The 22,919-nt window shown below is 67.9% G+C and carries 22 protein-coding genes; 13 read left to right on the forward strand and 9 right to left on the reverse strand.

Annotated features, from left to right (window positions below; genetic code table 11):
• Positions 1 to 15 precede the first annotated feature (15 nt).
• Together ACYQ8K_RS03515 and ACYQ8K_RS03520 are read left to right on the forward strand one after the other, a co-directional pair.
• Complete coding sequence (locus ACYQ8K_RS03515) at positions 16 to 1,179, forward strand: glycosyltransferase (protein WP_459967056.1); 1,164 nt, start codon at positions 16 to 18, stop codon at positions 1,177 to 1,179.
• A gap of 34 nt (positions 1,180 to 1,213) precedes the next feature.
• Entirely contained in the window at positions 1,214 to 2,299 is a 1,086-nt protein-coding gene (locus ACYQ8K_RS03520) for an AraC family transcriptional regulator (RefSeq protein WP_459967058.1), read from the forward strand.
• An 11-nt stretch (positions 2,300 to 2,310) separates the two neighbouring features.
• Here ACYQ8K_RS03520 and ACYQ8K_RS03525 read toward each other — a convergent pair whose 3' ends face one another.
• On the reverse strand, positions 2,311 to 3,699 hold the full coding sequence (locus ACYQ8K_RS03525) for a flavin monoamine oxidase family protein (RefSeq protein ID WP_459967059.1): 1,389 nt from the start codon (positions 3,697 to 3,699) through the stop codon (positions 2,311 to 2,313).
• Between the two features lie 120 nt (positions 3,700 to 3,819).
• On the opposite strand from ACYQ8K_RS03525, the gene ACYQ8K_RS03530 reads away from it, so the two are divergent.
• Positions 3,820 to 4,785, forward strand: coding sequence for an alpha/beta fold hydrolase (locus ACYQ8K_RS03530; protein WP_459967061.1), 966 nt, complete (start codon positions 3,820 to 3,822; stop codon positions 4,783 to 4,785).
• Here ACYQ8K_RS03530 and ACYQ8K_RS03535 read toward each other — a convergent pair.
• Positions 4,780 to 6,126: a flavin monoamine oxidase family protein gene (locus tag ACYQ8K_RS03535; protein WP_459967062.1), complete on the reverse strand. Its 1,347-nt coding sequence runs from the start codon at positions 6,124 to 6,126 to the stop codon at positions 4,780 to 4,782. The two genes, ACYQ8K_RS03530 and ACYQ8K_RS03535, sit on opposite strands and share 6 nt — an antisense overlap.
• Positions 6,127 to 6,349: 223 nt before the next feature.
• Here ACYQ8K_RS03535 and ACYQ8K_RS03540 point away from each other — a divergent pair, with 223 nt between their 5' ends.
• Positions 6,350 to 7,588, forward strand: a complete 1,239-nt coding sequence (locus ACYQ8K_RS03540) for an MFS transporter (protein ID WP_459967101.1) — start codon at positions 6,350 to 6,352, stop codon at positions 7,586 to 7,588.
• Positions 7,585 to 8,952, forward strand: a complete 1,368-nt coding sequence (locus tag ACYQ8K_RS03545; protein WP_459967063.1) for an LLM class flavin-dependent oxidoreductase — start codon at positions 7,585 to 7,587, stop codon at positions 8,950 to 8,952. Before ACYQ8K_RS03540 ends, ACYQ8K_RS03545 begins: the two co-directional genes overlap by 4 nt.
• 1 nt (position 8,953) lies before the next feature.
• On the opposite strand, the gene ACYQ8K_RS03550 is transcribed toward ACYQ8K_RS03545, so the two are convergent.
• Both ACYQ8K_RS03550 and ACYQ8K_RS03555 read right to left on the reverse strand, forming a co-directional pair.
• Positions 8,954 to 10,069 carry a hypothetical protein gene (locus ACYQ8K_RS03550; RefSeq protein ID WP_459967064.1) on the reverse strand — a complete coding sequence of 372 codons (1,116 nt, stop codon included), beginning with the start codon at positions 10,067 to 10,069 and terminating at the stop codon, positions 8,954 to 8,956.
• Entirely contained in the window at positions 10,069 to 11,220 is a 1,152-nt protein-coding gene (locus ACYQ8K_RS03555; protein WP_459967065.1) for a phosphotransferase family protein, read from the reverse strand. Before ACYQ8K_RS03555 ends, ACYQ8K_RS03550 begins: the two co-directional genes overlap by 1 nt.
• Before the next feature lie 46 nt (positions 11,221 to 11,266).
• Here ACYQ8K_RS03555 and ACYQ8K_RS03560 point away from each other — a divergent pair, with 46 nt between their 5' ends.
• Together ACYQ8K_RS03560 and ACYQ8K_RS03565 are read left to right on the forward strand one after the other, a co-directional pair.
• Positions 11,267 to 11,869: a TetR/AcrR family transcriptional regulator gene (locus ACYQ8K_RS03560; protein ID WP_007772914.1), complete on the forward strand. Its 603-nt coding sequence runs from the start codon at positions 11,267 to 11,269 to the stop codon at positions 11,867 to 11,869.
• Positions 11,866 to 12,786: an SDR family NAD(P)-dependent oxidoreductase gene (locus ACYQ8K_RS03565; RefSeq protein WP_459967067.1), complete on the forward strand. Its 921-nt coding sequence runs from the start codon at positions 11,866 to 11,868 to the stop codon at positions 12,784 to 12,786. Before ACYQ8K_RS03560 ends, ACYQ8K_RS03565 begins: the two co-directional genes overlap by 4 nt.
• Here ACYQ8K_RS03565 and ACYQ8K_RS03570 read toward each other — a convergent pair.
• Together ACYQ8K_RS03570 and ACYQ8K_RS03575 are read right to left on the reverse strand one after the other, a co-directional pair.
• A complete protein-coding gene (locus ACYQ8K_RS03570; RefSeq protein WP_459967068.1) occupies positions 12,783 to 13,502 on the reverse strand; it encodes a class I SAM-dependent methyltransferase in 720 nt (239 codons plus the stop codon). The two genes, ACYQ8K_RS03565 and ACYQ8K_RS03570, sit on opposite strands and share 4 nt — an antisense overlap.
• The gene (locus tag ACYQ8K_RS03575; RefSeq protein WP_459967069.1) at positions 13,499 to 13,711 is read right to left on the reverse strand and encodes a hypothetical protein; all 213 of its coding nucleotides are present in this window, start codon (positions 13,709 to 13,711) and stop codon (positions 13,499 to 13,501) included. The genes ACYQ8K_RS03570 and ACYQ8K_RS03575 overlap by 4 nt, the downstream gene beginning before the upstream one ends.
• A 166-nt stretch (positions 13,712 to 13,877) precedes the next feature.
• On the opposite strand from ACYQ8K_RS03575, the gene ACYQ8K_RS03580 reads away from it, so the two are divergent.
• From ACYQ8K_RS03580 to ACYQ8K_RS03600, 5 genes are all read left to right on the forward strand, one after another.
• Complete coding sequence (locus ACYQ8K_RS03580) at positions 13,878 to 14,831, forward strand: DUF4129 domain-containing protein (protein ID WP_459967071.1); 954 nt, start codon at positions 13,878 to 13,880, stop codon at positions 14,829 to 14,831.
• Entirely contained in the window at positions 14,828 to 15,310 is a 483-nt protein-coding gene (locus ACYQ8K_RS03585) for a hypothetical protein (RefSeq protein ID WP_459967073.1), read from the forward strand. Before ACYQ8K_RS03580 ends, ACYQ8K_RS03585 begins: the two co-directional genes overlap by 4 nt.
• A gap of 19 nt (positions 15,311 to 15,329) precedes the next feature.
• Positions 15,330 to 16,307, forward strand: a complete 978-nt coding sequence (locus ACYQ8K_RS03590; protein ID WP_459967074.1) for an AAA family ATPase — start codon at positions 15,330 to 15,332, stop codon at positions 16,305 to 16,307.
• A gap of 88 nt (positions 16,308 to 16,395) precedes the next feature.
• The gene (locus tag ACYQ8K_RS03595) at positions 16,396 to 17,571 is read left to right on the forward strand and encodes a DUF58 domain-containing protein (protein ID WP_459967103.1); all 1,176 of its coding nucleotides are present in this window, start codon (positions 16,396 to 16,398) and stop codon (positions 17,569 to 17,571) included.
• 64 nt (positions 17,572 to 17,635) lie between these two features.
• Positions 17,636 to 18,028 carry a hypothetical protein gene (locus ACYQ8K_RS03600; protein ID WP_459967104.1) on the forward strand — a complete coding sequence of 131 codons (393 nt, stop codon included), beginning with the start codon at positions 17,636 to 17,638 and terminating at the stop codon, positions 18,026 to 18,028.
• Positions 18,029 to 18,076: 48 nt separating this feature from the next.
• On the opposite strand, the gene ACYQ8K_RS03605 is transcribed toward ACYQ8K_RS03600, so the two are convergent.
• Positions 18,077 to 18,907 (reverse strand): class I SAM-dependent methyltransferase, encoded by an 831-nt coding sequence (locus ACYQ8K_RS03605; RefSeq protein ID WP_459967076.1) that lies wholly within the window; start codon positions 18,905 to 18,907, stop codon positions 18,077 to 18,079.
• Positions 18,908 to 18,985: 78 nt separating this feature from the next.
• On the opposite strand from ACYQ8K_RS03605, the gene ACYQ8K_RS03610 reads away from it, so the two are divergent.
• Positions 18,986 to 19,612 (forward strand): TetR/AcrR family transcriptional regulator, encoded by a 627-nt coding sequence (locus ACYQ8K_RS03610; protein ID WP_459967077.1) that lies wholly within the window; start codon positions 18,986 to 18,988, stop codon positions 19,610 to 19,612.
• A gap of 59 nt (positions 19,613 to 19,671) precedes the next feature.
• Here ACYQ8K_RS03610 and nuoN read toward each other — a convergent pair whose 3' ends face one another.
• Both nuoN and ACYQ8K_RS03620 read right to left on the reverse strand, forming a co-directional pair.
• Positions 19,672 to 21,261, reverse strand: coding sequence for an NADH-quinone oxidoreductase subunit NuoN (nuoN, locus tag ACYQ8K_RS03615; RefSeq protein WP_459967078.1), 1,590 nt, complete (start codon positions 21,259 to 21,261; stop codon positions 19,672 to 19,674).
• Positions 21,258 to 22,895 (reverse strand): NADH-quinone oxidoreductase subunit M, encoded by a 1,638-nt coding sequence (locus tag ACYQ8K_RS03620; protein WP_459967079.1) that lies wholly within the window; start codon positions 22,893 to 22,895, stop codon positions 21,258 to 21,260. The genes nuoN and ACYQ8K_RS03620 overlap by 4 nt, the downstream gene beginning before the upstream one ends.
• Positions 22,896 to 22,919 lie beyond the last annotated feature (24 nt).

Raw genomic sequence — 22,919 nt, forward strand, 5'->3', positions numbered from 1 at the left:
CGGAGGGAATTGCAGTTGAAGATTGCAATTGTCAGCGGCGATGACGTCGTCGGGGCGGACCCCGAGGAGCTGTGTGCTGCGCTGGCCGACCAGGGGCACGAGGCGACGGTGCATCTGCGACGTGCCGGTCGACACTCGGTAAGGGCGGCCGCCGACGGCTACTACCGCTGCCAGTCGGTTACCGTCGGCCCGCGCAAACCCGCATCGACCATCGACGTCCTGCCCTACGTAGGGGACTGGGCCGTCAAGCTCGAGCGGACCTGGTCGTTGGAGCCGCCGGACGTCGTGCACGCCTATGGCTGGCTCGGCGGCCTGGCCGCTCAGCTCGCCGCTCGCCGTCGGCGCATCCCCGTCGTGCAGACATTCCTCGGTCTGGCCGCGACATCACGCGGCCACGCCGACGGCCACAACAGCGAACGCGAGCGCATAGAGCCGCTGCTGGCGCGCAGCGCGAGTTGGGTGACGGGCGAGAGCAGCCTGGACGTCGACGCGCTGGCCCGGCTGCGCCACCGCCGGACCCGGGTGTCTGCCTTGACCTGCGGCGTGGACGCCGAGCGCTATGCCCCGACCGGTCCCGCTTTCTCGCGTAACGGCCTGCAGCGCATTGTGTGCGTGGCACCGAATCCCTTGTGGCGCCACGGCATCGATATCGCAATCCGCGCTTTGCCCACGGTGCGTGGTGCGGAGCTGGTGATCGCCGAGAATGACGCGACGAACGCCGATCACAACGACGCGCGGGCCCGATTGCGGCATCTCGCGGAACTGCTGGGTGTGGCCGACCGCGTCAGTTTTGCCGGCACGGTCGCCGATGACGACCTGCCGAAACTGATCCGGTCCGCCGACGTGCTGGTGTGCACTCCGCGCGAGCCGCCTCGTGCCACCACCGTGTTGCAGGCCATGGCCACCGGGGTGGTCGTGGTCGTGGCCAGTGTCGGTGTGCTGGCCGACGTCGTGCTCGACGACATCACCGGGCTGATGCTGTCGCCGGAGAATCCGGTCGGCTTGGCTGCGGCGTTGAGAAGGCTTCTCGCTCATAGCTTTCAATGCGAGAGCATGGGCGCTGCGGGCCGCAGTCGCGCCACCTCACGCTTCGCTTGGGAGCGAATAGCGCTCGACGCGCTGAATATTTACGGCAGCATCGCGTCGCCGGACCGGGCACCGATAGGTACGGCGCGGTGATGCGGCCCCTTGTGGCCCTTTCGGAGGGCCGGCCATGACGACCGCGACGAGCAAAATCGACGGCGAGGTCCCCAAGCTGGTCATCGATTCCGACGGTGAGGGAACTCGGTCCGGCTTTTGCCCGCGCCGTCCTGTGCTCGCGGCGGATGCCGAGCATGGATTCCGTCCGGTCGCCGTGCAGTACAAGCAGTTTCGCACGGCCGATGCGCATGCGGCACGTCGGTTCTTCGCCGGCGCGTATCGGCCGGGCTGGCGGACCTCCGGGCTTGGCAATCACGTCGTGGTGTCACACCGGCGCAGTGACGCGGGCTCGATGAGCGTCGACGAGGTGATGATCCAGGGACGCGTGACGATCGAGATTCCGGCGGCCGACACCATTGTGGTGATCCAGCCGCGCGCCGGATCGTTGAGTGTCGCGGGCGGTCCCGTGCTGACCGCCGATTTTCCGATCCTCGCGGCCGACGGAAAGTCTCGCGTATTACATTGCAACAACGTGCGTTTCGACGTGGTGACGGTCGACGCGGACGTACTGCACAAGGTGGCCGCGGACTGGCACACGTCGCTGGGTCAACAGACCCAGTTCGTGAATTGGCGGCCCCGTTCCCGTGCGGCCGTGCGGGCATGGCATCGGGCTCTGGACTACGTGGAAGCCACCCTGGCGTCCACCGACACCGCCCAGCAGCCGCTGATCGCCGCGGGCATGGCCCACCTGGTGGTCGGTGCGCTGCTCGAGTGTTACCCCTCCAATCTCACCGAACAGGATCCGGCCGGCGATCTGGCGGTCCCCGACAGCCTCAGGGAGGCGGTGGCTTTCATCCACCGCCATATCTCCGAAGACATCGGCATCAACGAAGTCGCGGACGCGGTCCATCTGACGCCTCGGGCGGTCCAATACCTGTTTCGCCGGCAGCTCGACACGACGCCGACGGAATACATGCGTCGTGTGCGGCTCGGCCACGCCCATCAAGAGCTGGTGGCGGTAACCGCCGCCGCATCCACCGTCACCGAGATCGCCCAGCGGTGGGGGTTCGCCCATACCGGCCGGTTCGCGGTGCTCTACCGGCAAACCTACGGCCAGAGCCCGCACACCACGCTGCGGCAGCAGGCCTCGTCAGCCTGATTCCGGCCCGGTCACCCATTCAGCTTGTGCAGCAACTGGTTCGCGGCGTAGCGGCCGCTGGCCAACGCCCCCGTCACCGTGGACGGATTGTCGACGCCCACAGCCTCACCCGCCAGGTAAAGCCGGTCGCCGATCGGTTGCTGCAGTCGGCGCCGGTCGTCCAGGCCGGAGCCGGGCGGGTGAAACGAATACGCGCCGAGCGCGTACGGGTCGAGGGTCCAGTTCGACGTTCGCACGTCCGTCAGCGCCACGTTGTCACCGAAAAGCCGGCGGGCCACCGGCAGCGCGCCGGCCAGCAGATCCTTTGTCGCACACGATTCCACGAACCGTCCGCGCCCGCCGCCGTGAAAGGCCACGACGATGGGACCGGCGGCATCCGGCAAGGTGAACCATTGCGACCACAGCCCACCTTGGGGACCGATGTGCTGATAGAAAGCGTTGTCCGCCTTCCACGTTCGTTGATCGAAGCGAAAGAAGCTCTTGGACAACACCCCGAAGCCCAGCGCCTGCACGGCCCGGGCATGGCCAGCGGGCAGTGGCGGATCGAAGGCGATCGCACCGGATTTCAGCACGCCGAGGGGGACCGTCACGATCGCGGCGGGCCCCTGAAACGATCTGTCCTTGGTCCGCGCGATCACGGTATCGTCGCGCTGGACGATCGCGGTGACGGGCGAGTTGAGCTCGATCGTGAGTCCGCCGGCGAGCGATTTCGGCAGGGCGTCATAACCGTTCGTGATGACGCCTTGGTCGCCGCCGGCGTAGTCACCCTTGTCAAAGCCGCCAACCGAGAGCTGGTTCGCGTCGGCGCCGTACTCGTCCTCGATCTCGGTGGTGAGGTAGAACGCCAGTTGCGTGCGATCGGCCGCGGACAGCCGTGCGCTGTCGGCGGCGGCTTGTACGGCGGCGCCCAGACTCCCCGCACCGGCCTGACCGCGCGCCCGCTCGACAAACGATCGCCAGGTCGCGCTGCGGTAATCCAGCGGCGCCACGGCTGGATCCACCGCGAGCTTGGCCCATCCGTAGTAGTCGGTGCTGACCAGCTGCGCTCCTGCCCGCCGGGCCAGCTCGGTGACCGGGTTGCCCGCCATGCCGTGAATCCACGACGCACCCATCTCCAGGGGCGTGCCCCAGTCACGGTCGGTACACACCCTGCCGCCGATGCGGCCGCGGGCTTCGATGACGCGAACCGGCCGTCCGGCCTCGGCAAGGCTGCGGGCGGCCGACAGGCCCGCCATCCCGGCGCCGACGACAAGGACCGACGTGGTGTCCGGCGGCGCGGGCCGGTCGGACGCGCCACCGCCCGAGCGAGTCGGTGGGTTGGGCGCGCAGGCGGCCGTCAGCCCACCGCCGGCCACCCCGGTCGCGGCCGCGAAGAATGCCCGACGCGACAACCCAGACACGTGTCTAAGCGTCTCATAAGAATCGTTTGCCGGATTTCGGTAAAAGCGAACCGAACTTAGGGATAAAATCGTCTGATCCTTAGCTGCGGCAACGGGGCCGCGTTCGAGGGGGGAGCGGTGATGAGTGCTCGACGATCGGCTCGCCCGGTTGACCCGTTCCCCGACCAGTTGCCGCCGAGCGAGACGGTGTCGGTCCGGGCGGCAGACGGCACCCGGCTGCACGTCGAGGTGTTCGGGCCTGCCGACGGTTATCCGATCGTCTTGACGCACGGCATCACCTGCGCCATCCGGGCGTGGGCCTACCAGATCGCCGACCTGTCCAACGACTACCGGGTGATCGCCTTCGATCATCGCGGCCACGGCCGAAGCGGCGTGCCGCGTCCCAAGGCCTACAGTCTCAAACACCTTGCCTCCGATCTGGATTCGGTGCTCGACGCGACCCTGGCGCCACACGAGCGGGCTGTGATCGCCGGTCACTCGATGGGCGGCATCACCATCGCCGCGTGGTCTGAGCGCTACCGCCACAAGGTTCCCCGGCGCGCCGACGCCGTCGCGCTGCTCAACACCACCACCGGAGACCTGATCGGACAGGTGCAACTGCTGCCGGTGCCGTACGGGTTGTCGCCCGCCCGAGTTCTGGCCGGCCGCGCTCTGATCAACGCGTTCGGTGGCTTTCCGGTCCCCGGTGCCGCCCGCATCCCGAGCCAGTACGTGGTGGCGATGCTGGCCACCGGACGAGACGCCGATCCGGGCATCGCCAGGCTCGTTTATGAGCTCTTCGAGAAGACATCACCGGCGGGGCGGGCCGGCTGCGCGAGGGCGCTGGTCACGTCGCTGGGGTCGCGGTATCTCAACCTGGACGGCCTGACCGTGCCGACGCTGGTGATCGGCAGCGAACGCGACCGGCTGACCCCGATCAGCCAGTCGCGCAGGATCGCGCGCACCGCACCCAACCTGATCGAGCTGGTCGAGCTGCCCGGCGGGCACTGCTCGATGCTGGAACAACCGCGCGAGGTGAATCGCCAGTTGCGCGCGCTCGCCGAGATGGCGGTACACAACGCCGCCACCCGGCGGATCAGTTCATAGCAGGGCGGTGATCTCGGCGGCCGCGCGCTGCCCGGAGCGGATCGCCCCGTCGAGGAACCCGGTCCACTCGTCGGCGGTCTCGGTGCCGGCCCAGTGAATCGGTCCGACCGGTTCGCGCAACCACGGCCCGAACCGGGTCCAGGACCCGGGCGGCACCGCCGCGGTCGGGCCGCCGGGCGCGAATTCCTCCACCCCCCACCGATGATCGACATAGTCCAGGGGTTTGAGCGCGTCATCACCGAAAAGCGTTGCGAAGCAACGCAACGCGTCGCGGCGACGCTGGTCGCTGGGTAGCGAGTCGAACGCGCGGGCGTCGACGAAACCCATCAGGATGCCGGGACCGTCCGGGTGCGGACTGACGTCGAAGGTGATGAACACCGGGCCTTCGTCGGACAGCGCCTGCCCGGAGAAACCATTGGTCCGCCAGAAAGGCGTGGAGTAGGCCGCGTACGCCTTGCTGAGCCGGCCCTGCGGCCAATGCCGGGCGAGTTGCTCGTACTCGGCGGGCAGCGGGGGTGTGAACTCGATCGAGGCGCGATGGGCGGGCGGGATGGCGACGATGACGAACCCCGCCTCGGTCTCGCCGACATCGCTCGTGACGGTGACGCCCGCGCCGTGGCGCTCGATTCGGCGCACCGGCGCGTTGAGCACCACCCGGGTGCCCAGTTCGGCGGCCGCGGCCTCGGCGATCTGTTGGGTGCCACCCGGGAAGCGGTCCTGCTGGGCACCGTCCTGGACGTCGAGCAGCCGGTCCAGGCCGCCCGCCGCGTGCGCGTAGCGGGCGGCGTGCAGCATCGACACGTCGTCGGGTTCGCACCCCCAGGTCACCCGCGCCACGATCGCCAGCAGGTCGTGCGAGGAAGCGGTCGCGCGCACCGAGCGCAACCAGCCGCCCAGCGACAGGCCGTCGAGCTCGCGCGCCCGCCGGGCGTCCCACGGCGCCGCGAGCGGGATGCTGCGCGCGATCCTGTCGAACTGCCACCGCAGCCGACCGATGTCCAGCAGCCCGGTCAGCGAAAGCTTGGGGATGGTGCCGTGATACGCGTGCGTCCATCCGCGCCAATGGATGAGGTTCTTGCCGTCGTGGTGCGTCGGGGTGGTGGGGACGTCGAGTTCGGCGGCCATCGCCAGGACCGCGTCCTGGGTCGGCCCGACGAAAGTGCCGCCCAGATCGGCCGGCAATCCGGCGACGCTGCCGGTCAGCGACCGTCCCCCGACGCGGTCACGACCCTCGAAAACCACCACGTCGTGGCCTTGTTGGTACAGCTCACGCGCCGCGGCGAGTCCGGCAAAGCCCGCACCGACCACGACAACGTCGACAATCTGGGGGGGTTTTGACACGCGGTCTAGTGAACCGCATTTCTGCGGTTTTCACGGCGGTTTCTCCAAGCTGACTGCCGGATCGCCCGCCGTTTCGCATCACCGCGATGGCAAACATATGCCGACGTGACGCTGTTAATTACGCTGCCACCACGTGCTTCCCGTAACTTCTGCCACCAGTACGGCCAGTGCGGCGCCGGTCGCCGGCACCAAGCCCGACCTGCGAACAGTGGCCCTGGGCAGCATGATCGGCACCACCATCGAGTGGTATGACTTCTACCTGTACGCGACCGCGTCGGCGCTGGTCTTCAAACCGCTTTTCTTCCCGAACATCTCACCGACCGCGGGGACATTGGCGTCGTTCGCCACCTATGCCGCTGGATTCGGCGCCCGGCCGCTGGGCGCGGTGCTATCCGGGCACTTCGGCGACCGGTTGGGCCGCAAAACGGTTCTGGTGGGCGCGTTGGTGGTGATGGGGTTGGTCACCACCGCGATCGGAGTGCTGCCGACCTACGCCGAGGCAGGGCTGCTGGCGCCCACCCTGCTGGCGTCGCTGCGCGTGCTGCAGGGTCTCGCCGTGGGCGCCGAATGGGGTGGCGCCGCGGTGCTCTCGGTGGAGCACGCGCCGCCTGATCGTCGCGGATTGTTCGGCAGCTTCACGCAGCTGGGCTCACCCGCCGGCATGCTGCTGGCGACCTCGGTGTTCTTTCTCGCGCGCAGGGCCACCGGGCCCACCGCCTTCCTGGCCTACGGCTGGCGAATCCCGTTCCTGCTCAGCGTTTTTCTGGTCGGAATTGGCCTGTTCGTCCGGCTAAGGCTGACCGACGCCGAAATCTTCGACCGGGTCAAGGCGCGCGGCGAGCTGGCCCGGCTGCCGATAGTCGAAGTGCTGCGCACCGATTCGCGCAACGTTGCGATCACCACCGGGTTGCGGCTCTCGCAGATCGGGCTTTTCGTGTTGCTGACGACGTATTCGCTTACCTATCTGCAGGATTCGTTCGGCAAGGGCAGCTCCGTGGGTTTGATCGCGGTGCTGGTCTCGTCGGCCCTCGGTTTCCTCAGCACACCGGGCTGGGCGCTGTTGTCGGACAGGGTGGGGCGGCGGCCACTGTATCTGTTCGGTGCGGTGGCCGGAGTCGTTGCCCTGGTGTTGTTCTTCGTGGCCGCCGGCAGCGGGTCGGCGCTGTGGGTGGTGCTGTCAATCGTGTTCGGCATCAACATCGTTCATGACGCCATGTACGGTCCCCAGGCGGCCTGGTTTGCCGAACTCTTCGACACCCGGGTGCGCTACAGCGGCGCCTCGCTCGGCTATCAGATCGGCGCGGTGCTCTCGGGCGGGTTCGCGCCGTTGATCGCCGCCTCGTTATTGGTGGTCGGTGGCGGCCGGCCGTGGCTGATCGTGGGCTACTTCGCGGTGCTGGCGGCGATCACCGCCGTCGCCGCGTACGCGGCGGACGAGACGCGTGAGGAGTACCTCGGATGAGCGCACCACGCAGGATCTTTCTCAACGCCTTCGACATGGCTTGCGTCGGGCATCAGTCCGCGGGGCTGTGGCGCCACCCCGACGACCAGGGCCATCGCTACCGGGAACTGGGCTACTGGACCGAGTTGGCCCGCATCCTGGAGGCCGGCGGGTTCGACGCGCTGTTCCTCGCCGACGTGCTCGGGGTGTACGACGTGTACGGGGCGTCGCGCGACGCGGCGGTCGCCGACGCCGCCCAGTTCCCGGTCAACGATCCGACCGCCGCGGTCTCGGCGATGGCGGCGGTCACCGAGAGCCTCGGCTTCGGGATCACGTTGTCGCTGACCTACGAGCAGCCGTACGCGCTGGCACGCAGGCTCTCGACGTTGGACCACCTGACCGGAGGCCGGGTGGCATGGAATATCGTCACGTCCTATTTAGACAGTGCCGCAAGGAATTTGGGGCTGGACGCCCAGATCCCGCACGACCAGCGTTACGAAATCGCCGACGAGTACCTCGAGGTCTGCTACAAGCTGTGGGAGGGCTCGTGGGAGGCCGACGCCGTGGTGCGCGACGCGGAGCGCGGCGTGTTCACCGACCCGGCCAAGGTGCACGACATCGAGCACAAGGGCCGCTACTTCGCGGTGCCCGGCCCGTTCCTGTGCGAGCCGTCGCCGCAACGCACCCCGGTGCTGTTCCAGGCCGGGGCGTCACCGCGGGGGGTCCGGTTCGCGGCGGCGCACGCTGAGGCGGTCTTCGTCTCGGGGCCGACGCCGCGGATCGTGTCCGGTCCGGTGCGGGCGCTGCGCGCGGCCGCCGCCGAGTTGGGCCGCGACCCCCGTTCCATCAAGGTGTTCACCATGGTGACCCCGGTGGTCGGCGAGACGCACGACGAGGCCGTCGCATCGGGGCGGCCTCCGGGGGGGTGCGCACCCCCCGGGGCGGCGCTCCCCTTGTGGGGGGGCTCCCCGGGGGCCCCCGGGCCGGTGGCCCCCCCCGACGAACCGCTGACGTACGTCGAGACCGACGCCAACCGCTCGGCGCTGGCGTCGTTCACCACCGCGGCGCCCGAGCGGGCCTGGACCGTGCGGGAGTTGGCCGACGAGATCGGCATCGGCGGCCGCGGCCCGGTGCTGGTGGGCTCGCCGCCCGAGGTGGCCGACGAACTCGAACGGTGGGTCGACGAGGCCGACGTCGACGGGTTCAACCTGGCCTACGTGACGACCCCGGGCACCTTTGTCGATTTCGCGAAATTCGTTGCGCCCGAGCTGCGTCGGCGGGGACGCGTGCCCAAGGAGCCGCCGCGCTCGACGTTGCGCGAAAGGCTGGGCGCCGTCGGCGCGCTGCTGCCGGCCGACCACCCCGGCGCGAGGTACCGCCGCTGAACTACGGCGCGATCGTCAGCCAGTCCTTGAACCCGGACGGGTCGTGCCGGCCCAGCGCGCCGTGCTCGTAGAGGCCCCAGCCCTCGACCGGCTCGCCGTCGCCGTCGCGGCAGAGCGCGCGGCCGACATGGTCGATCACACCGAACCCCGCCCGGCCGATGATGGCGGGGTCGGTCATGTCGTAGGTCAGGCGCTCGGCGAACTTCTCGCCCTTCCACATGCCGTGGATCCAGTCGGAGTCGCCGCCGTAGCCGCCGCCGACGTGAATGGGCACCGGCAGCTTGGACTCGACGTCGAAGCGCACCGGCGTGCCGTCGGGGGAGGTGGCGTCGATCGTCGCGCCGGTCGGTATGCGGGTGCCGGAGCGGTAGTGGATCTTGACCCGCGGCCAGCCCAACTGCTCGACGCGGCCGTCGCGCCAGATCCGGGAGCAGTCGTTGAGCGAGCGGAACCCGTCGGGCTCCTCCTGGATGATCATCACGATCGCGAAATCGTCGAAGGCCATGGGCACGTACAGCCACCACATGCCCTCGAAGGGCGGGTCGGCGGGGCGTCCCGCGGGCTCGGCCTCGCCGATCGGACGGATTCCCCACGACCGGTCGCGGCTGCCCAGCCAGGTGTTGGGATCGACGGTGATCTCCTCGCCGTCGATGACGAGATGTCCGCTCCAGCTGCCCAGCTGCGCAAAACGCTGTGCGTCCAGCGTCACCCGGTTACCCGCCCGCAGGATGTGCGGCTGTTCCTGGACGACGTCGAACAGCCCTTTCCAGGTGAGATCGGCTGCGATGCCTTCAGTTTCGTCGAGGACGATCCGCAGCTGGCGCAGCGGTTCGATGACCTCGACGCGATAGCCGTTGACGTGCTGGTTGAGCCGATCCTGGTCGATGGCGTCCGAGACGTGCACGGCGGTCTGGGTGTCGCCGCGCCGGACGAGCAGGAACGCATCCTTGACCCCGAGGTTGGGGTAGTACCCGATGCCGCTGATCACAAAGATGTTCCCGGTGCGGTCGTGGGCGTTGAAGTAGGAGCGGTCGTAGAAGTTGCGGTCCGAGGAGCCCGGCCACGCGATCGGTTGGGGAATCTGATGTACCGGGAACTCGTCGAGCGGTCCGAGCATTACTGGTCCTCTCCGATAAGACTTTCTCCGATAAGGCGCCGCATCAATCCGGCGTGGTAGAACAGCGATTCGACATCGTCGGGCTTTTCGGTCTCGCCGAAGTGCACCCGACGGGCGCCGGTGCGCATGAAGACGCAGGCCCACATCACGCCCGAGTACACGTAAAACCAGTGCAGGTCACCGACTTCGACGCCGGCCAGCCGCGCATAGGTGGCCCGCACATCCTCCTCGCGCATCACCCCGGGCAGTCCTGGCAGGGTCGCCAGGCCCGCGAGTTCTTGAAAGACCATGTGCGCGAATATCATCCACGCCACGTCGAGCTCGCGCGGCCCCAATGTCACCATTTCCCAGTCCAGCACCGCCACCGGACGGAAGTCGTTGTACAGCACGTTGCCGATCCGGGCGTCGCCCCACAGCAGCACCGGCTCGGCGGCGGCCGCCTCGGCCGGCCAGTTGGCTTCCAGCCAGTCGAAAGTGCGCTCCAGCAGCGGCGACCGCCCGATGTCGGGCACCGCGAAGTCATACCAGGACCGCACCCAGTTGAAGTGCTTGCGCAGCGCGGTGTCCCCGTGCTGTCCCTCGGTGAGGAAACCAAAGGTGTTCTGCGCGTTGGGAATCGAGTGCAAAGTGGCCAGCACTGCGACGGTGGCGTCCTGCAGTTCGCGTTGCCGCTCGGCGGGCGCGTCGGCGAACCAGTTGCCGCCGAACGTGTACGGCATGACGTCGGGTGGCACCTCACCGGCGACGTAGTCCATCACGAAGAACGGTGTGCCCAGAACGTCGCCGGTGTTCTCCAGCCAGCGCACCCGGGGCACGGGCACATCGGTCAGCTCGGCGACTTTGCGGATGACGTCGAATTGGTGGTCGAGCCGGTAGGTCGGGAAGACCTGCACGTCCTCGGCGGCCGGCGCAACCCGGGTCACCAGTTTCTGCTCAATCGGCTCGCCGTCCTGTTGCCAGCGTGCGGTCAGGATGATGGTTTCCGACGACATGCCCGTCGAGTCAACGCCGCTCTCCACGGTCACCTCGGGTTTTGCGGCGTCCGGCAGTACGGTGGAGAGCCAGCGTGACATCACCGTCGGCAACGTCGTCACGTCACGGCTGGAGCGCTGGAGCCGGTCGACGTTGTCGACCGCGGGTTCTGTTGCCATAAGGTGCCTCCTTCGTTGAGGCAATTACGATACGGTAGGTAGCGTTATGAAAGCAGACCCGTCCGGCCTTGACAAGGCCTCCGGCGCCGGCCGCCCGCGCGATCCGCGTATCGACTCCGCGATCCTATCGGCGACCGCGGAACTGCTTGTCCAAACGGGCTATTCCAACATCAGTTTGGCGGCGGTTGCCGAGCGCGCCGGCACCACGAAATCGGCGTTGTACCGGCGGTGGTCGAGCAAGGCCGAGCTGGTGCATGAGGCGGCCTTCCCGACCGCGCCGACCGCGCTGGAGTCGCCGGCCGGGGACATCGCCGCGGACATGCGGATGATGATCGAGGCCACCCGCGATGTGTTCACCACCCCGGTGGTGCGTGCCGCGCTGCCCGGTCTGGTCGCCGACATGACTGCCGATCCGGCGCTCAATGCGCGGGTGATGGCGCGGTTCGTGGACCTGTTCACGGCGGTGCGGGTGCGGCTGCGCGAGGCGGTCGACCGCGGCGAAGCCCATCCCGATGTCGATCCGGACCGCTTGATCGAGTTGATTGGGGGAGCGACGATGCTGCGGATGCTGCTGCGTCCGGAAGAAGAGCTCGACGATGCGTGGGTGGAGCAGACCACGGCCATCGTCGTGCATGGGGTGCGGCGATGACGGGGCGGCTTGCGGGCCGGGCTGCGATCGTCACCGGCGCCAGCCGCGGCCTGGGCCGCGCGATCGCGCTGGCATTGGCGGCCGAGGGCGCGGCGGTGGCGGTTGCCGGGCGTACCGAAGAAGTGTGGGACGACCGGTTGCCCGGGACCATCGGCGAGACGGTCGCCGACATCGAGGCGGTGGGCGGGCGTGCCGTTGCGGTGCGCGCCGACCTGACCGACCGCGATCAGATCGCCCGGCTGGTGGATTCGGCGCGAGAGGCATTGGGCCCCATCGGGATTCTGATCAACAATGCCGCATTCACCGCTCCGGGGCGGCCGCCGACGCTCGGTGCGCAACCGGGCGACCACGCCGCCAAGGGTGGCGGTAAAGCGGCGGGTGCCGCCGGCGCCAAAACGGGCGCCGCCAAGCAAGCGGGTGCGGCCAAACCCGGCTGGCCGGGGTTCGTCAGCACGCCGCTGCACGCGTATCGCCGGCATTTCGATATTGCGGTGTTCGCGGCGTACGAACTGATGCAGATGGTGTGCCCCGACATGATCGAGGCCGGTGGCGGCTCGATCATCAACATCACCTCGGTCGCGTCGCGACTGCCGGGCGATGGCCCGTACGCCGAGCGCGGCGGCGGGGTGCTGCCCGGCTACGGCGGATCCAAGGCCGCGCTCGAGCACCTGACCCAGTGCGCGGCCTACGATCTCACCGACCACAACATCGCGGTCAATGCGCTGTCGCCGTCCAAAGCCATTCTCACGCCCGGGCTCTCGTACTATGCCCGCAACTTTGATGAGACCGCATCGGCGGACGAATTCGCCCGCGCCGCAGTCGAGTTGGTCCTGGCCGATCCAACCAAGGTCACCGGGCGCACCATCGGTCACCTTCAGGTTCTCGACGGCAGCTTCCGGCCCTTCGTGGTGGACTAGACCGGCGCGGTCGCCGTCACCGCGTTGATGATCACGGCGTGCACCCTGTGCCATTGCAGGGACCGAAATCCCGCCTGCGTCAGCAGACGGTCGGCGCGGCCCGGGGTGCGGGCTTTGCTGCGCCGGCTACCGGCCAGCGTTGGCACCAGCCACCGCGACAGCTGATCGACCAGCACCAGCCGCCCGCCGGGTCGCAGCACTCGAGCGCACTCGATCAGGCCCGCTTGCTGATCGGACCAGTGGTCGAAAGACGTTGTGCTCACGATCAGGTCGAAGGTGTGGTCGGGGTAGCCGAGCTGCTCCGCGACCCCGTGCGTGAAGGCCAACCGGTCGTCGCGCGCGAACGATCGCGCGACCTCGACCATCTGCGGTGCGGCGTCGATCCCGGCCAGCCGCTTCGCGTCCGGGTAGCTGTCGGCCAGCACGTGCAGCAAATAACCGGTGCCACAACCCACATCGAGGATGGCGTCGGCGGACGGCACCGTCCGCACGGCCAGTTCGGCGGTACGGTCGGAGATCGTGTGATGCAGCCGGCCACGCCAGCCGGCGTCATAGCCGGTCGCGCGGTCGTTGAATGCGCCGACGTCGCGATAGGGCGGCACCCGCTGAGTGTCCCACGGCCGCGGCTGTTCAACGAGTCCCAGATATTCGGTTGTGGTGACGTGATGGGGGTGAGCGAGGGCCGACGACTGGCGCCGCAACTTCGGCGAGGTCATTCGGCATGAGGCGGGTCACCGAAAGCGCGATACATCAGGCCCCGATTGATGCGGTCCTGGACTTCCAGGCGTTCGGCGAGGTCAACCCGACAGGCGTTGCCGACCATCTCCGACGGGGTCTGACGTAGTACCTCATGGGCCGCATCGATCGCGTCGAGTGCGGAGCAGATGCGCTCCCGCGCCCGTTCGGCGCGCATGAAAGTGCCCACCCAGCCCACGCTATAGAACGAATGTTCGGTTTCAAGTGGGCATCGGCGAGTTGTGGATGAACTGCCGACTGTGGGTAACCAGGATCGGCGGTCCTGGCCCTAGGGTGGCCTGACGTGCAAGTATGAGAAAAGCCAGTGCCGCAACAACCAATCGAGTGGTGTGCCAATGCCTGGTATGGACAAGCCAACAGGGCGAGTAGTTGCCCTGATCATTCTGCTGCTCGTGGTCGCTGCCGCCCTGCGCGGCTACCTCCCCGCTCGCCACGATGCGATGCGCAGCGAGTCGGGCGGACGGGCGGCGCTGACGTTCGTCGTAGCGATTCTCGCGGTGGCGCTGGCGCTGATCGCCGTCGCAGTGGTCGCGCGGTTGCGCGACCCCCGCGCTCCCGCGCCGACGGCGGGTGGCCTGTCCGAAATGCTCGGCACCGGTAGGGGGCGACCGAGCTGGCGCGTGTTGTTGATCGGGATCGCCGTGATCGCGGCCTGGCTGCTCATCGCGATGCTGCTGGCCCGGCTTTCGGGCCACGGCGTAGCTCCCGCCCCGGCACCGCCCGATGGCGGCGCGGCGGCGTCCACGCACCCGCCCGCCCAGCCGCCGCCGCAGCAGCACCCGCATCGTCCTCGCGACGGCTCCCAGAACCTGCTCGGGGTCCTGCTGGCCTGCACCGTCGCCATGTTGGTGATGTTCGTCGCCGGGACGGTCGCCTCGGCACGGCGGCGCTGGCGTCCGCCGACTCCCGGCGACGCCGACGAGCCGGCGCAATCCCCGGCGCCCGCGCCGCGCTCGGAGTCGCTGGCGCGAGCCGCGGAACGTGGGCTGGCCGAGATGACAGACCTGAGCCGCGAACCCCGAGAGGCGATCATCGCCTGCTATGCCGCGATGGAACGCGAACTCGCACAGGTTCCCGGCGCGGTTCCCCAGGAGTTCGACACCCCGACCGAAGTGTTGGCCCGCGCGGTCGAACACCATGCGCTGCACGCCGACAACGCCGTCCAATTGGTGAACCTGTTCGCCGAGGCGCGCTTCAGCCCCCACGTGATGAACGAGGGCCACCGCGACATCGCGGTGGGCGTGCTTCGGCTGGTCCTCGACGAGCTGGGCTCCCGGAGCGCCGCATGAAAAAGACTATGTCCCTGGGTGTTTGCCTCATCATCGGCATAGAACTGCTGGCCCTGACGCAGCACGATCGACGGTGGGTGCTGGCGGCCGCCGGTGTCGGACTGGCCGTGGTGTTGCTCAGCCTTCGCCGAGCCCTGGCGCACGGGTTCGATGCGGACGCGGAGACGGGCGCCGACGAACTCGGGGATTCGTTGCGCCGCTGGCTTTCCACCACCGAGACGACGATCCGGTGGTCGGAGGCCACCCGGGCCGACTGGGACCGGCATCTGCGCCCAATGCTCGCGCGTCGCTACGAGATGACAACCGGCCAAAGACAATCCAAAGACCCCGCCGCCTTTCACGCGACCGGGCGCATGCTCTTCGGCGCGGAACTGTGGGAATGGGTCAACCCCAACAACGTCATGCGCCACGGCGACCGCGAACCCGGTCCGGGTCGTGCGGCGCTGGAAGAGATTCTGCTGAAACTCGAGCAGGTATGACAGGAGGCGCGATCCCAACATGACGCTGCCGGCCGCAACCACGACCGCACACTGCGAAGCGATTCTCGACGAAATAGAACGCGTGGTGGTGGGAAAGCGCTCCGCGCTGCGGCTTATCCTCACCACGGTCCTTGCACGCGGCCACATCCTGATCGAAGACCTGCCCGGCCTGGGCAAGACGCTCATCGCGAGATCCTTTGCCGCCGCGCTGGGGCTGCAATTCACCCGGGTCCAGTTCACGCCCGATCTGTTGCCGGCCGACCTGCTCGGCTCGACGATCTACGACATGCAGTCCGGCCGCTTCGCGTTCCGGCCCGGCCCCATCTTCACCAACTTGCTGCTGGCCGACGAAATCAATCGCACGCCGCCGAAAACCCAGGCGGCGCTGCTGGAGGCGATGGCCGAAGGCCAGGTCAGCATCGACGGCGAAACGCACCAGCTGCCAAAGCCTTTCATCGTCCTGGCCACCGACAATCCGATCGAGTACGAGGGCACGTATCCGCTGCCCGAGGCGCAACTCGATCGATTCGCGATCCGGCTGGAATTGCGGTATCTCAGCGAGCAGGATGAGACCTCGATGCTGCGCCGCCGTCTCGAGCGCGGCTCGGCCGAACCGGCGGTCAACCAGGTGGTGGACGCGCACGACCTGCTGGCCATGCGCGAATCGGTCGAGCAGGTGACGGTGCACGAAGACGTCCTGCACTACGTGGTGTCGCTGGCCAATGCGACACGACACCATCCCCAGGTGGCGGTGGGCGCCAGCCCGCGCGCCGAACTCGATCTGGTGCAACTCGCCCGCGCCCGCGCGTTGCTGCTCAGCCGCGACTACGTCATCCCCGAGGATGTGAAGGCGCTCGCCATCGCGGCGGTCTCGCACCGAATCACCTTGCGACCGGAAATGTGGGTGCGAAAGATCCAAGGCGCCGACGTGATCGCAGAGTTGCTGCACCGCCTGCCGGTGCCGCGCACCGGCGCCGGCGCCGGAGACACCGGATGAGCCCGGCGTGACGTCGAGCGTTACAGCCGAATTCCGCTGGCGTGCATCGGGATTGACGCGGGCGATCGCCACCTGCGCGGGGTTCGCGATGGCCGCCGCCGTGATCGGCGCCCGGTGGCAGCTGATCGCCTTCGCCGCCCCACTGCTCGGCGTGTTGTGCTCGATCAGCTGGCAGCGGCCCGTCCCGACGGTCCATGTGCACGGCGAGCCTGACGCGCAGCGTTGCTTCGAAACCGAAGAGGCACATGTCAGGGTATGGGCGACGCAAGAAGGGGTTTCGGCCGTCCAGGTCACCATTCCGGATATCGCGGGCATGGACCTCGAGATCCCCGAATCCGATGCGGGCCAGGAGAAGACCATCACGGCGACCGCGCGGCGCTGGGGCCGGTATGCCATCGGTGCCCGCGTCGACGTCGTCGCCCGCGGCGGGCTGCTCACCGGAACGGCCACCGTCGGGGCCGCCGAGGTCATCGTGTTTCCGTTGACGCCGCCGCAGCCGACGCCCATCCCGCAGACCGAACTGCTCGACCGGTTGGGCGCCCACCTGACCCGCCATATCGGGCCCGGGGTGGAATACGCCGACATCCGCCCCTACGTGCCCGGCGACCAACTGCGCGCGGTGAATTGGCCGGTGAGCGCGCGCCGCGGCCAACTGCATGTGACGCAGCGGTTGACCGACCGCGCCGCCGACGTCGTCGTCTTGATCGACGGGTATCGCCAGCCCGCGGGTCCGGCGACCGAGGCCACCGAGCGGGTCGTGCGCGGGGCCGCGCAGGTGGTGCAAACCGCGTTGCGCCATGGCGATAGGGCCGGCATCGTCGCTCTCGGGGGCAACCACCCGCGCTGGCTGGGTGCGGACATCGGGCAGCGCCAGTTCTATCGGGTGCTCGACACCGTCCTGAACGCCGGCGACCGATTCGAACACACCACGGGCACGCTGGCGCCGCGCGCGGCGGTTCCCGCCGGCGCGATCGTCATCGCGTTCTCCACCCTGCTCGACACCGAATTCGCCTTGGCCCTCATCAATCTGCGCAAGCGCGGTCATGTCGTGCTGGCGGTCGACATCCTGGACAGTTCGCCGTTCGAAGACGAACAGGATCCCTTGGTGGATCGGATGTGGGCGCTGCAGCGCTCCGCGATGTACCGCGACATGGCCACCATCGGCGTCGACATCGTGTCGTGGCGGGGCGACAGCGGCCTGGAGCAGTCGATGGGGGTGTTGCCGGATCGCCGCCGGCGGGTGCGGGGGAGGCTGCGTGGGTAGCGCCGGTACGGCGGCGCCGGCGCGGGTGTGGGCGCCGGCATTCGCGACGTGTTTCGGCCTGCTGATGGTGGGGCTGGCGGCCGACGGTTGGCGGGGCCCCGCGGTGGCCGCCTGGGTGGCGGGGCTGATCGCGGTCGCGGTGGGCACCGTACTCCGGCGCGCCGCAACGGTCGCCGTGCTGCTGGCGGCGATCACCGTGACGCTGACCGACCCGCCGCTGATCTTCGTCGCGCTGTCCGGACTGTGCGCCGCCGCCTACCTGGTGTGCCGACACGCGGTCGGCGCGGCGGCCCCGGTGGTGCTGGACAGCTGGCCGACGGCCGTTGGCGCCGTGGGGTTTACGTGCGCCGGACTGGTTGCGACGTCGTTTCCCTTGCAGCTGCCGTGGTTGCCGTTGGTGGCCCCGGTGGGAGCATTGGTGATCTACTTGCTGGCCATCCGGCCGTTCATGGGCTGACCACCGGCGCCGGAGGAAACGCAGGGGCACTGGTGCACTCCGGAGGTACTAAAAGCTGAATCTCAGGATGCGCGCGGACCGTGCGGTCGACTTGCTCCACCCCGCCATCCGTGTCGAGATTCGCAACCACGTCGGAAATAGGTCCACCTCGGGCACACTCGTCAGGCTGGTCTCCTCAACCAGCTTGAGTTTGGGGTTCCAGCGTTCCGGCGTGTGGGGGTCGTTGTAACCCTCGAACGCACGGAGCTGGTTTACCTTCTTGAACATCTGCTGCGGGAAGAGCTTTGAGATCCACACGCCGATCACCATGCGTCCGTAGTCGTTGAACGCCAGTTGTCCGGCGGGGAAGTGGTCGGTGATCGCGCGCATCACCGCGATGATCTGCTCCTTGTCGAGGAAGGGGAACAATCCGTCGGCGACGACGATGGCGGGGCGGTTCGCCGGGATCTCCGATATCCAGTCAGGGTCGGTCACGGAGATTCCGATGGTGTGTTCGTGAGGACCCGGTGGCATCACTTTGTCGCGCAGGGCAGCCAGCCCGGGCAGCTCGACGCTGTACCAGTCGACGGTGTCCGGCGGATCGACACGGGCGTACCCGTCGTCTAGCCCAGCGCCCAGATCGACCACCACGGCATCGGCGTATTGGGCGGTGAATGCACGCACACGGTCGTCGAGAAGTTTTGCGCGCAAGGATGTTTGACAAACCACGGGCGTCACGAGTCCTAGGCCGTCGAAGTCGTAGTCGATCTTTTTCACGGCATCGGCGGCACCTGGGTCGGGCAGGATGGGGCGTGCCCATCCGTTGTTGATCGCGCGGGCCTTCAAAGTCAAAAATGCGGTCTCTTCCTCGGTGGTGATGGCGCTTGTGTCAAAACCCATATCCGTGCCTCCTTGAAAACCGGTTGTCCTCGACTATACAGATGTGTAGTTTATCGTCCAATCGTGTAGTCTGTGGCGATGACCACGACGGATCCCGACGATCTCACTGCCCGCGCCCGTATTAGGCATGCAGCGCTGCGCGAGTTCGGCGAAAAGGGATACGAACGGGCGACTATCCGCAGCATTGCCGCGGCGGCGGGGGTGTCGTCCGGGCTGCTGCGGCACCACTTCGGTTCCAAGCAGGAGCTTCGTCAAGCGTGCGACGACTACCTCGTCAAAACCATGCGCGACCTGAACGCCCAGGTGCAGGACAACGCCAAACGCGGTGACGTGCACTACGTTTCAGCCCGTATTCCTCTTGGGCAATACCAGGAATACATCACCCGCGCCCTGGTGGAGGGCGGCGCCGGTGAACTGTTCGACGCACTGGTGTCGATGACCGAGGAATGGCTTGCCTCTGCCGATGAACATCGTGCCGAGCCCGCAGATGTCGACGCCAAGTCGCGTGCCACGCTCATCACCGCAATGGCTCTTGCGGTGCCGTTGCTCCACGATCACATATCGCGCTGCTTGGGCGTGGACATCAACACCGCGGAGGGCGATCTGCGGGTCGCGGCCACCTTGGTCGACCTCTATTCGAATCCGCTGTTGACGCCCGAACAGGCAAAGTCTGCGCGCGACGACCTCGCGCGCAGAACTGGGTAGCAGGCGAGCGCTTGCAGCCGTCAGCGAGAAACACGGTTCTGCGAATTCGGCAGGCTTCCTCAGTGCAGCAGCTGGGCGGCCTGGTCGGCGAGATCGAGCAGCGGCTGCGGGAAGATGCCGAGCACGACGGTGACCGCGGCACACGCCGCGATGGCGGCCTTGCTCAAGATGCCCGGCGCCACCACCAGCGGGGTGTCCTCGGTCGCCTCGGTGAAGAACATCGACACGATCACCCGCACGTAGAAGTAGGCGGCGACCCCACTGGCGACCACACCGACGATCACCAGCGGCGCGGCGCCGCCCTGGGCGGCGGCCTTGAAGACGGCGAGCTTGCTGACGAATCCACTCGTTAGGGGGATACCGGCGAACGCCAACAAGAACATCGAAAACATCACGCCCACAATGGGTGAGCGCTGACCCAGCCCCGCCCAGTGGGAGAGCGTCGCGTCCTCGACCCCGTCGGGGTCGCGGATCAGGCCGACGATGGCGAACGCGCCGACGGTGCTGAAGCTGTAGGCCAGCAGATAGAACAGCGTGGCGGACAGGCCCGTGTGGTTGTCCGCGATGACGCCGGTGAGGATGAACCCGACGTGGGCGACCGACGAGTAGGCCAGCATGCGTTTGACGTCGGTCTGATTCACCGCGGTGATGGTGCCGACCGCCATGGTCAGGATGGAGATGGTCCACAGCACCGGGCGCCACTGATCGTGCAGCGGCGGCAGGGCCACGTAGATAACACGAAGCAGCGCACCGAAAGCCGCAACCTTGGTGGCCGCCGCCATGAACCCGGTGATGGGGGTGGGCGCGCCCTGGTACACATCCGGAATCCACGAGTGGAACGGAACGGCGCCGACCTTGAACAGCAGGCCGACCGACAGCAGCGCGACCCCGACCAGCGCCATCGAGGTGTCCCCCCGCGCGGCAAGCGCATCGCGGATACCGGTCAGCAGCAGCGTGCCGGTCGCGCCGTAGAGCAGGGCGACACCGTACAGGAAGAATGCCGACGAAAATGCGCCCAGCAGAAAGTACTTCATCGCCGCTTCCTGGGAGAGCAGGCGGCGGTGACGAGCCAGGCCGCACATCAGGTACAGCGGCAGCGACAACACTTCCAGCGCGACGAACATGGTCAACAGGTCATTGGACGCGGGAAAGACCATCATGCCGCCGACCGACAGCAGCGCCAGCGGGAACAACTCCGTCTGGGCGGCCCCGGCCCGCTCGGCCTCGCGCTCGGCGTCGCTGTCGGGCACCGCCGATGCCTGCGGCGTAAAGGAGTCCAGGCCGCCCGAGCCGGCCGTGCCGACTCCCACGGACACCCTGTTGTCCGCCCTGGCCTGCGTGCGTTCGGCGATGAACACGACCGCCATCACCGCGACCAGCAGCACGGTGCCCTGCAGATACAGCGTCGGGCGGTCGATGGCCATGGCGCCTAACACCGCGACGCGGCCCGAGCTTTGGATCGAGCGGCTCACGGCGACGACCGCGACGAACGCCGCGATCAATCCGCCAAGCGAGAGCGTCACCTGTGCGGTGTAGCGAATTCGCCTGGGCAGGAATGCCTCTGCGAGGACACACACCACCGCGACGCCGAACACGATGAGCGTCGGGCTCAGCAGGAAGTACTGGATGCTCGGGGTAGGGAGGGTCATCGCGGTCCTTCGGCGGTCCGGTGTAGGTCGGCCGGTCTGGGTGTTCCCACCGGGACGGTCGGCTTGGGGTCATGCTGGCCGATGGTGGTCATGGTGTTCTCGACGGCGGGATTGATGATGTCGAGCACCGGCTTTGGATAAATGCCGAGCACCAGCAGCAGCGCGACCAGCGGTGCGACGACGATCAATTCGCGTGCGCGCAGATCCCCGATCTTCTCGTTGCCGGTGAGCACCGGCCCGGTCATCACCCTCTGGTACAGCCACAACATGTAGACCGCCGAGAGCACCAACGCGGTGACCCCGAACGCGGCGGCCAGCCAGTACCGGTTGAAAGTGCCCAGCAGGACCAGGAATTCGCTGATGAACGGCGCCAGCCCCGGCAGCGACAGCGTGGCCATGGCCGAAACCAGGAAGGTGCCGGCCAGTATGGGCGCCACCTTCTGCACGCCGCCGTAGTCGGCGATCGACCGGCTGCCGTGCCGCGATATCAGGAATCCGGCGATCAGGAATACCGCGGCGGTGGACAGCCCGTGGTTGAGCATGTACAGCGTCGACCCGCTCTGCCCCTGACTGGTCATCACGAAGATGCCCAGGATGATGAACCCGAAGTGCGAGATCGAGGTGTAGGCGATCAGCCGCATGATGTCGGTCTGGCCGATGGCAACGATCGCGCCGTAGACCACCCCGATGACCGCCAGCACGACGATCAGCGGGCGGAAATACGTTGAGGCGCCGGGGAACAGCTGCAAGCAGTAGCGCAGCATGCCGAAGGTGCCGACCTTGTCCATGACCGCCATCATCAGCACCGCGGTCGCCGGGGTGGCCTCGACGGCGGCGTCGGGCAGCCAGCGGTGGAACGGCCAGAGCGGGGCCTTGATCGCGAACGCGAACATGAAGCCTCCGAACAGCGCCTTGAACACCGCCGAGTCGGCGCCGTAGCGGCCCGAGGCGACGCCGGCGACGATCTCGCGGAAGTCGAAGGTGCCCGAACCGTGCTCCGAGGTCACCACATACAGGCCGATCACCGCGGCGAGCATGATCAGACCGCCGAACAGGTTGTACAACAAGAACTTCACGGCCGCGCGCGACCTGCCAGGCCCGCCGCCGAAACCCCCGATCAGGAAGTACATCGGGATGAGCATGGCCTCGAAGAAGACGTAGAACAGCAGCACGTCAAGGGCGACGACCGAGATCAGCACCATGGATTCGATGGCGAGCGTCAGGGCGATGTAGGCGTGGACGCTCCGGGTGCCCTCGCCCCCACCTGACGATCGCAAGCGCGGCGAAGCCGGGCACAGCGGGTCGTCAGCATCCCCGTCGTTCCAGCCGGCCACCTGCAGCACCGGAATCAACACCGCGGTCAGCAGCACCAGCACCACCGCGATGCCGTCGACGCCGAGGGTGTAGCCGGCGCCGAACGCCGGGATCCACTGGTGGCTTTCGACGAATTGGTAAGGCGCGCCGCCGGTCTTGAACCCGAGGGTGACGACGACCGCCACCGCCAGGGTGGCGACGCCGAAGACCAGGCCGGTCCACTTGGCGAGCTGGCGGAGCCCGGGCGGCATCACAATGATCAGCACGGAGCCGGCCAGCGGCACCAGCCACAGCACGCTCAGCCATGGAACGCTATTCACCAGCGCCGCTCCTTTTCATCGCTT

The organism is Mycobacterium sp. MUNTM1 (genome assembly GCF_054660795.1).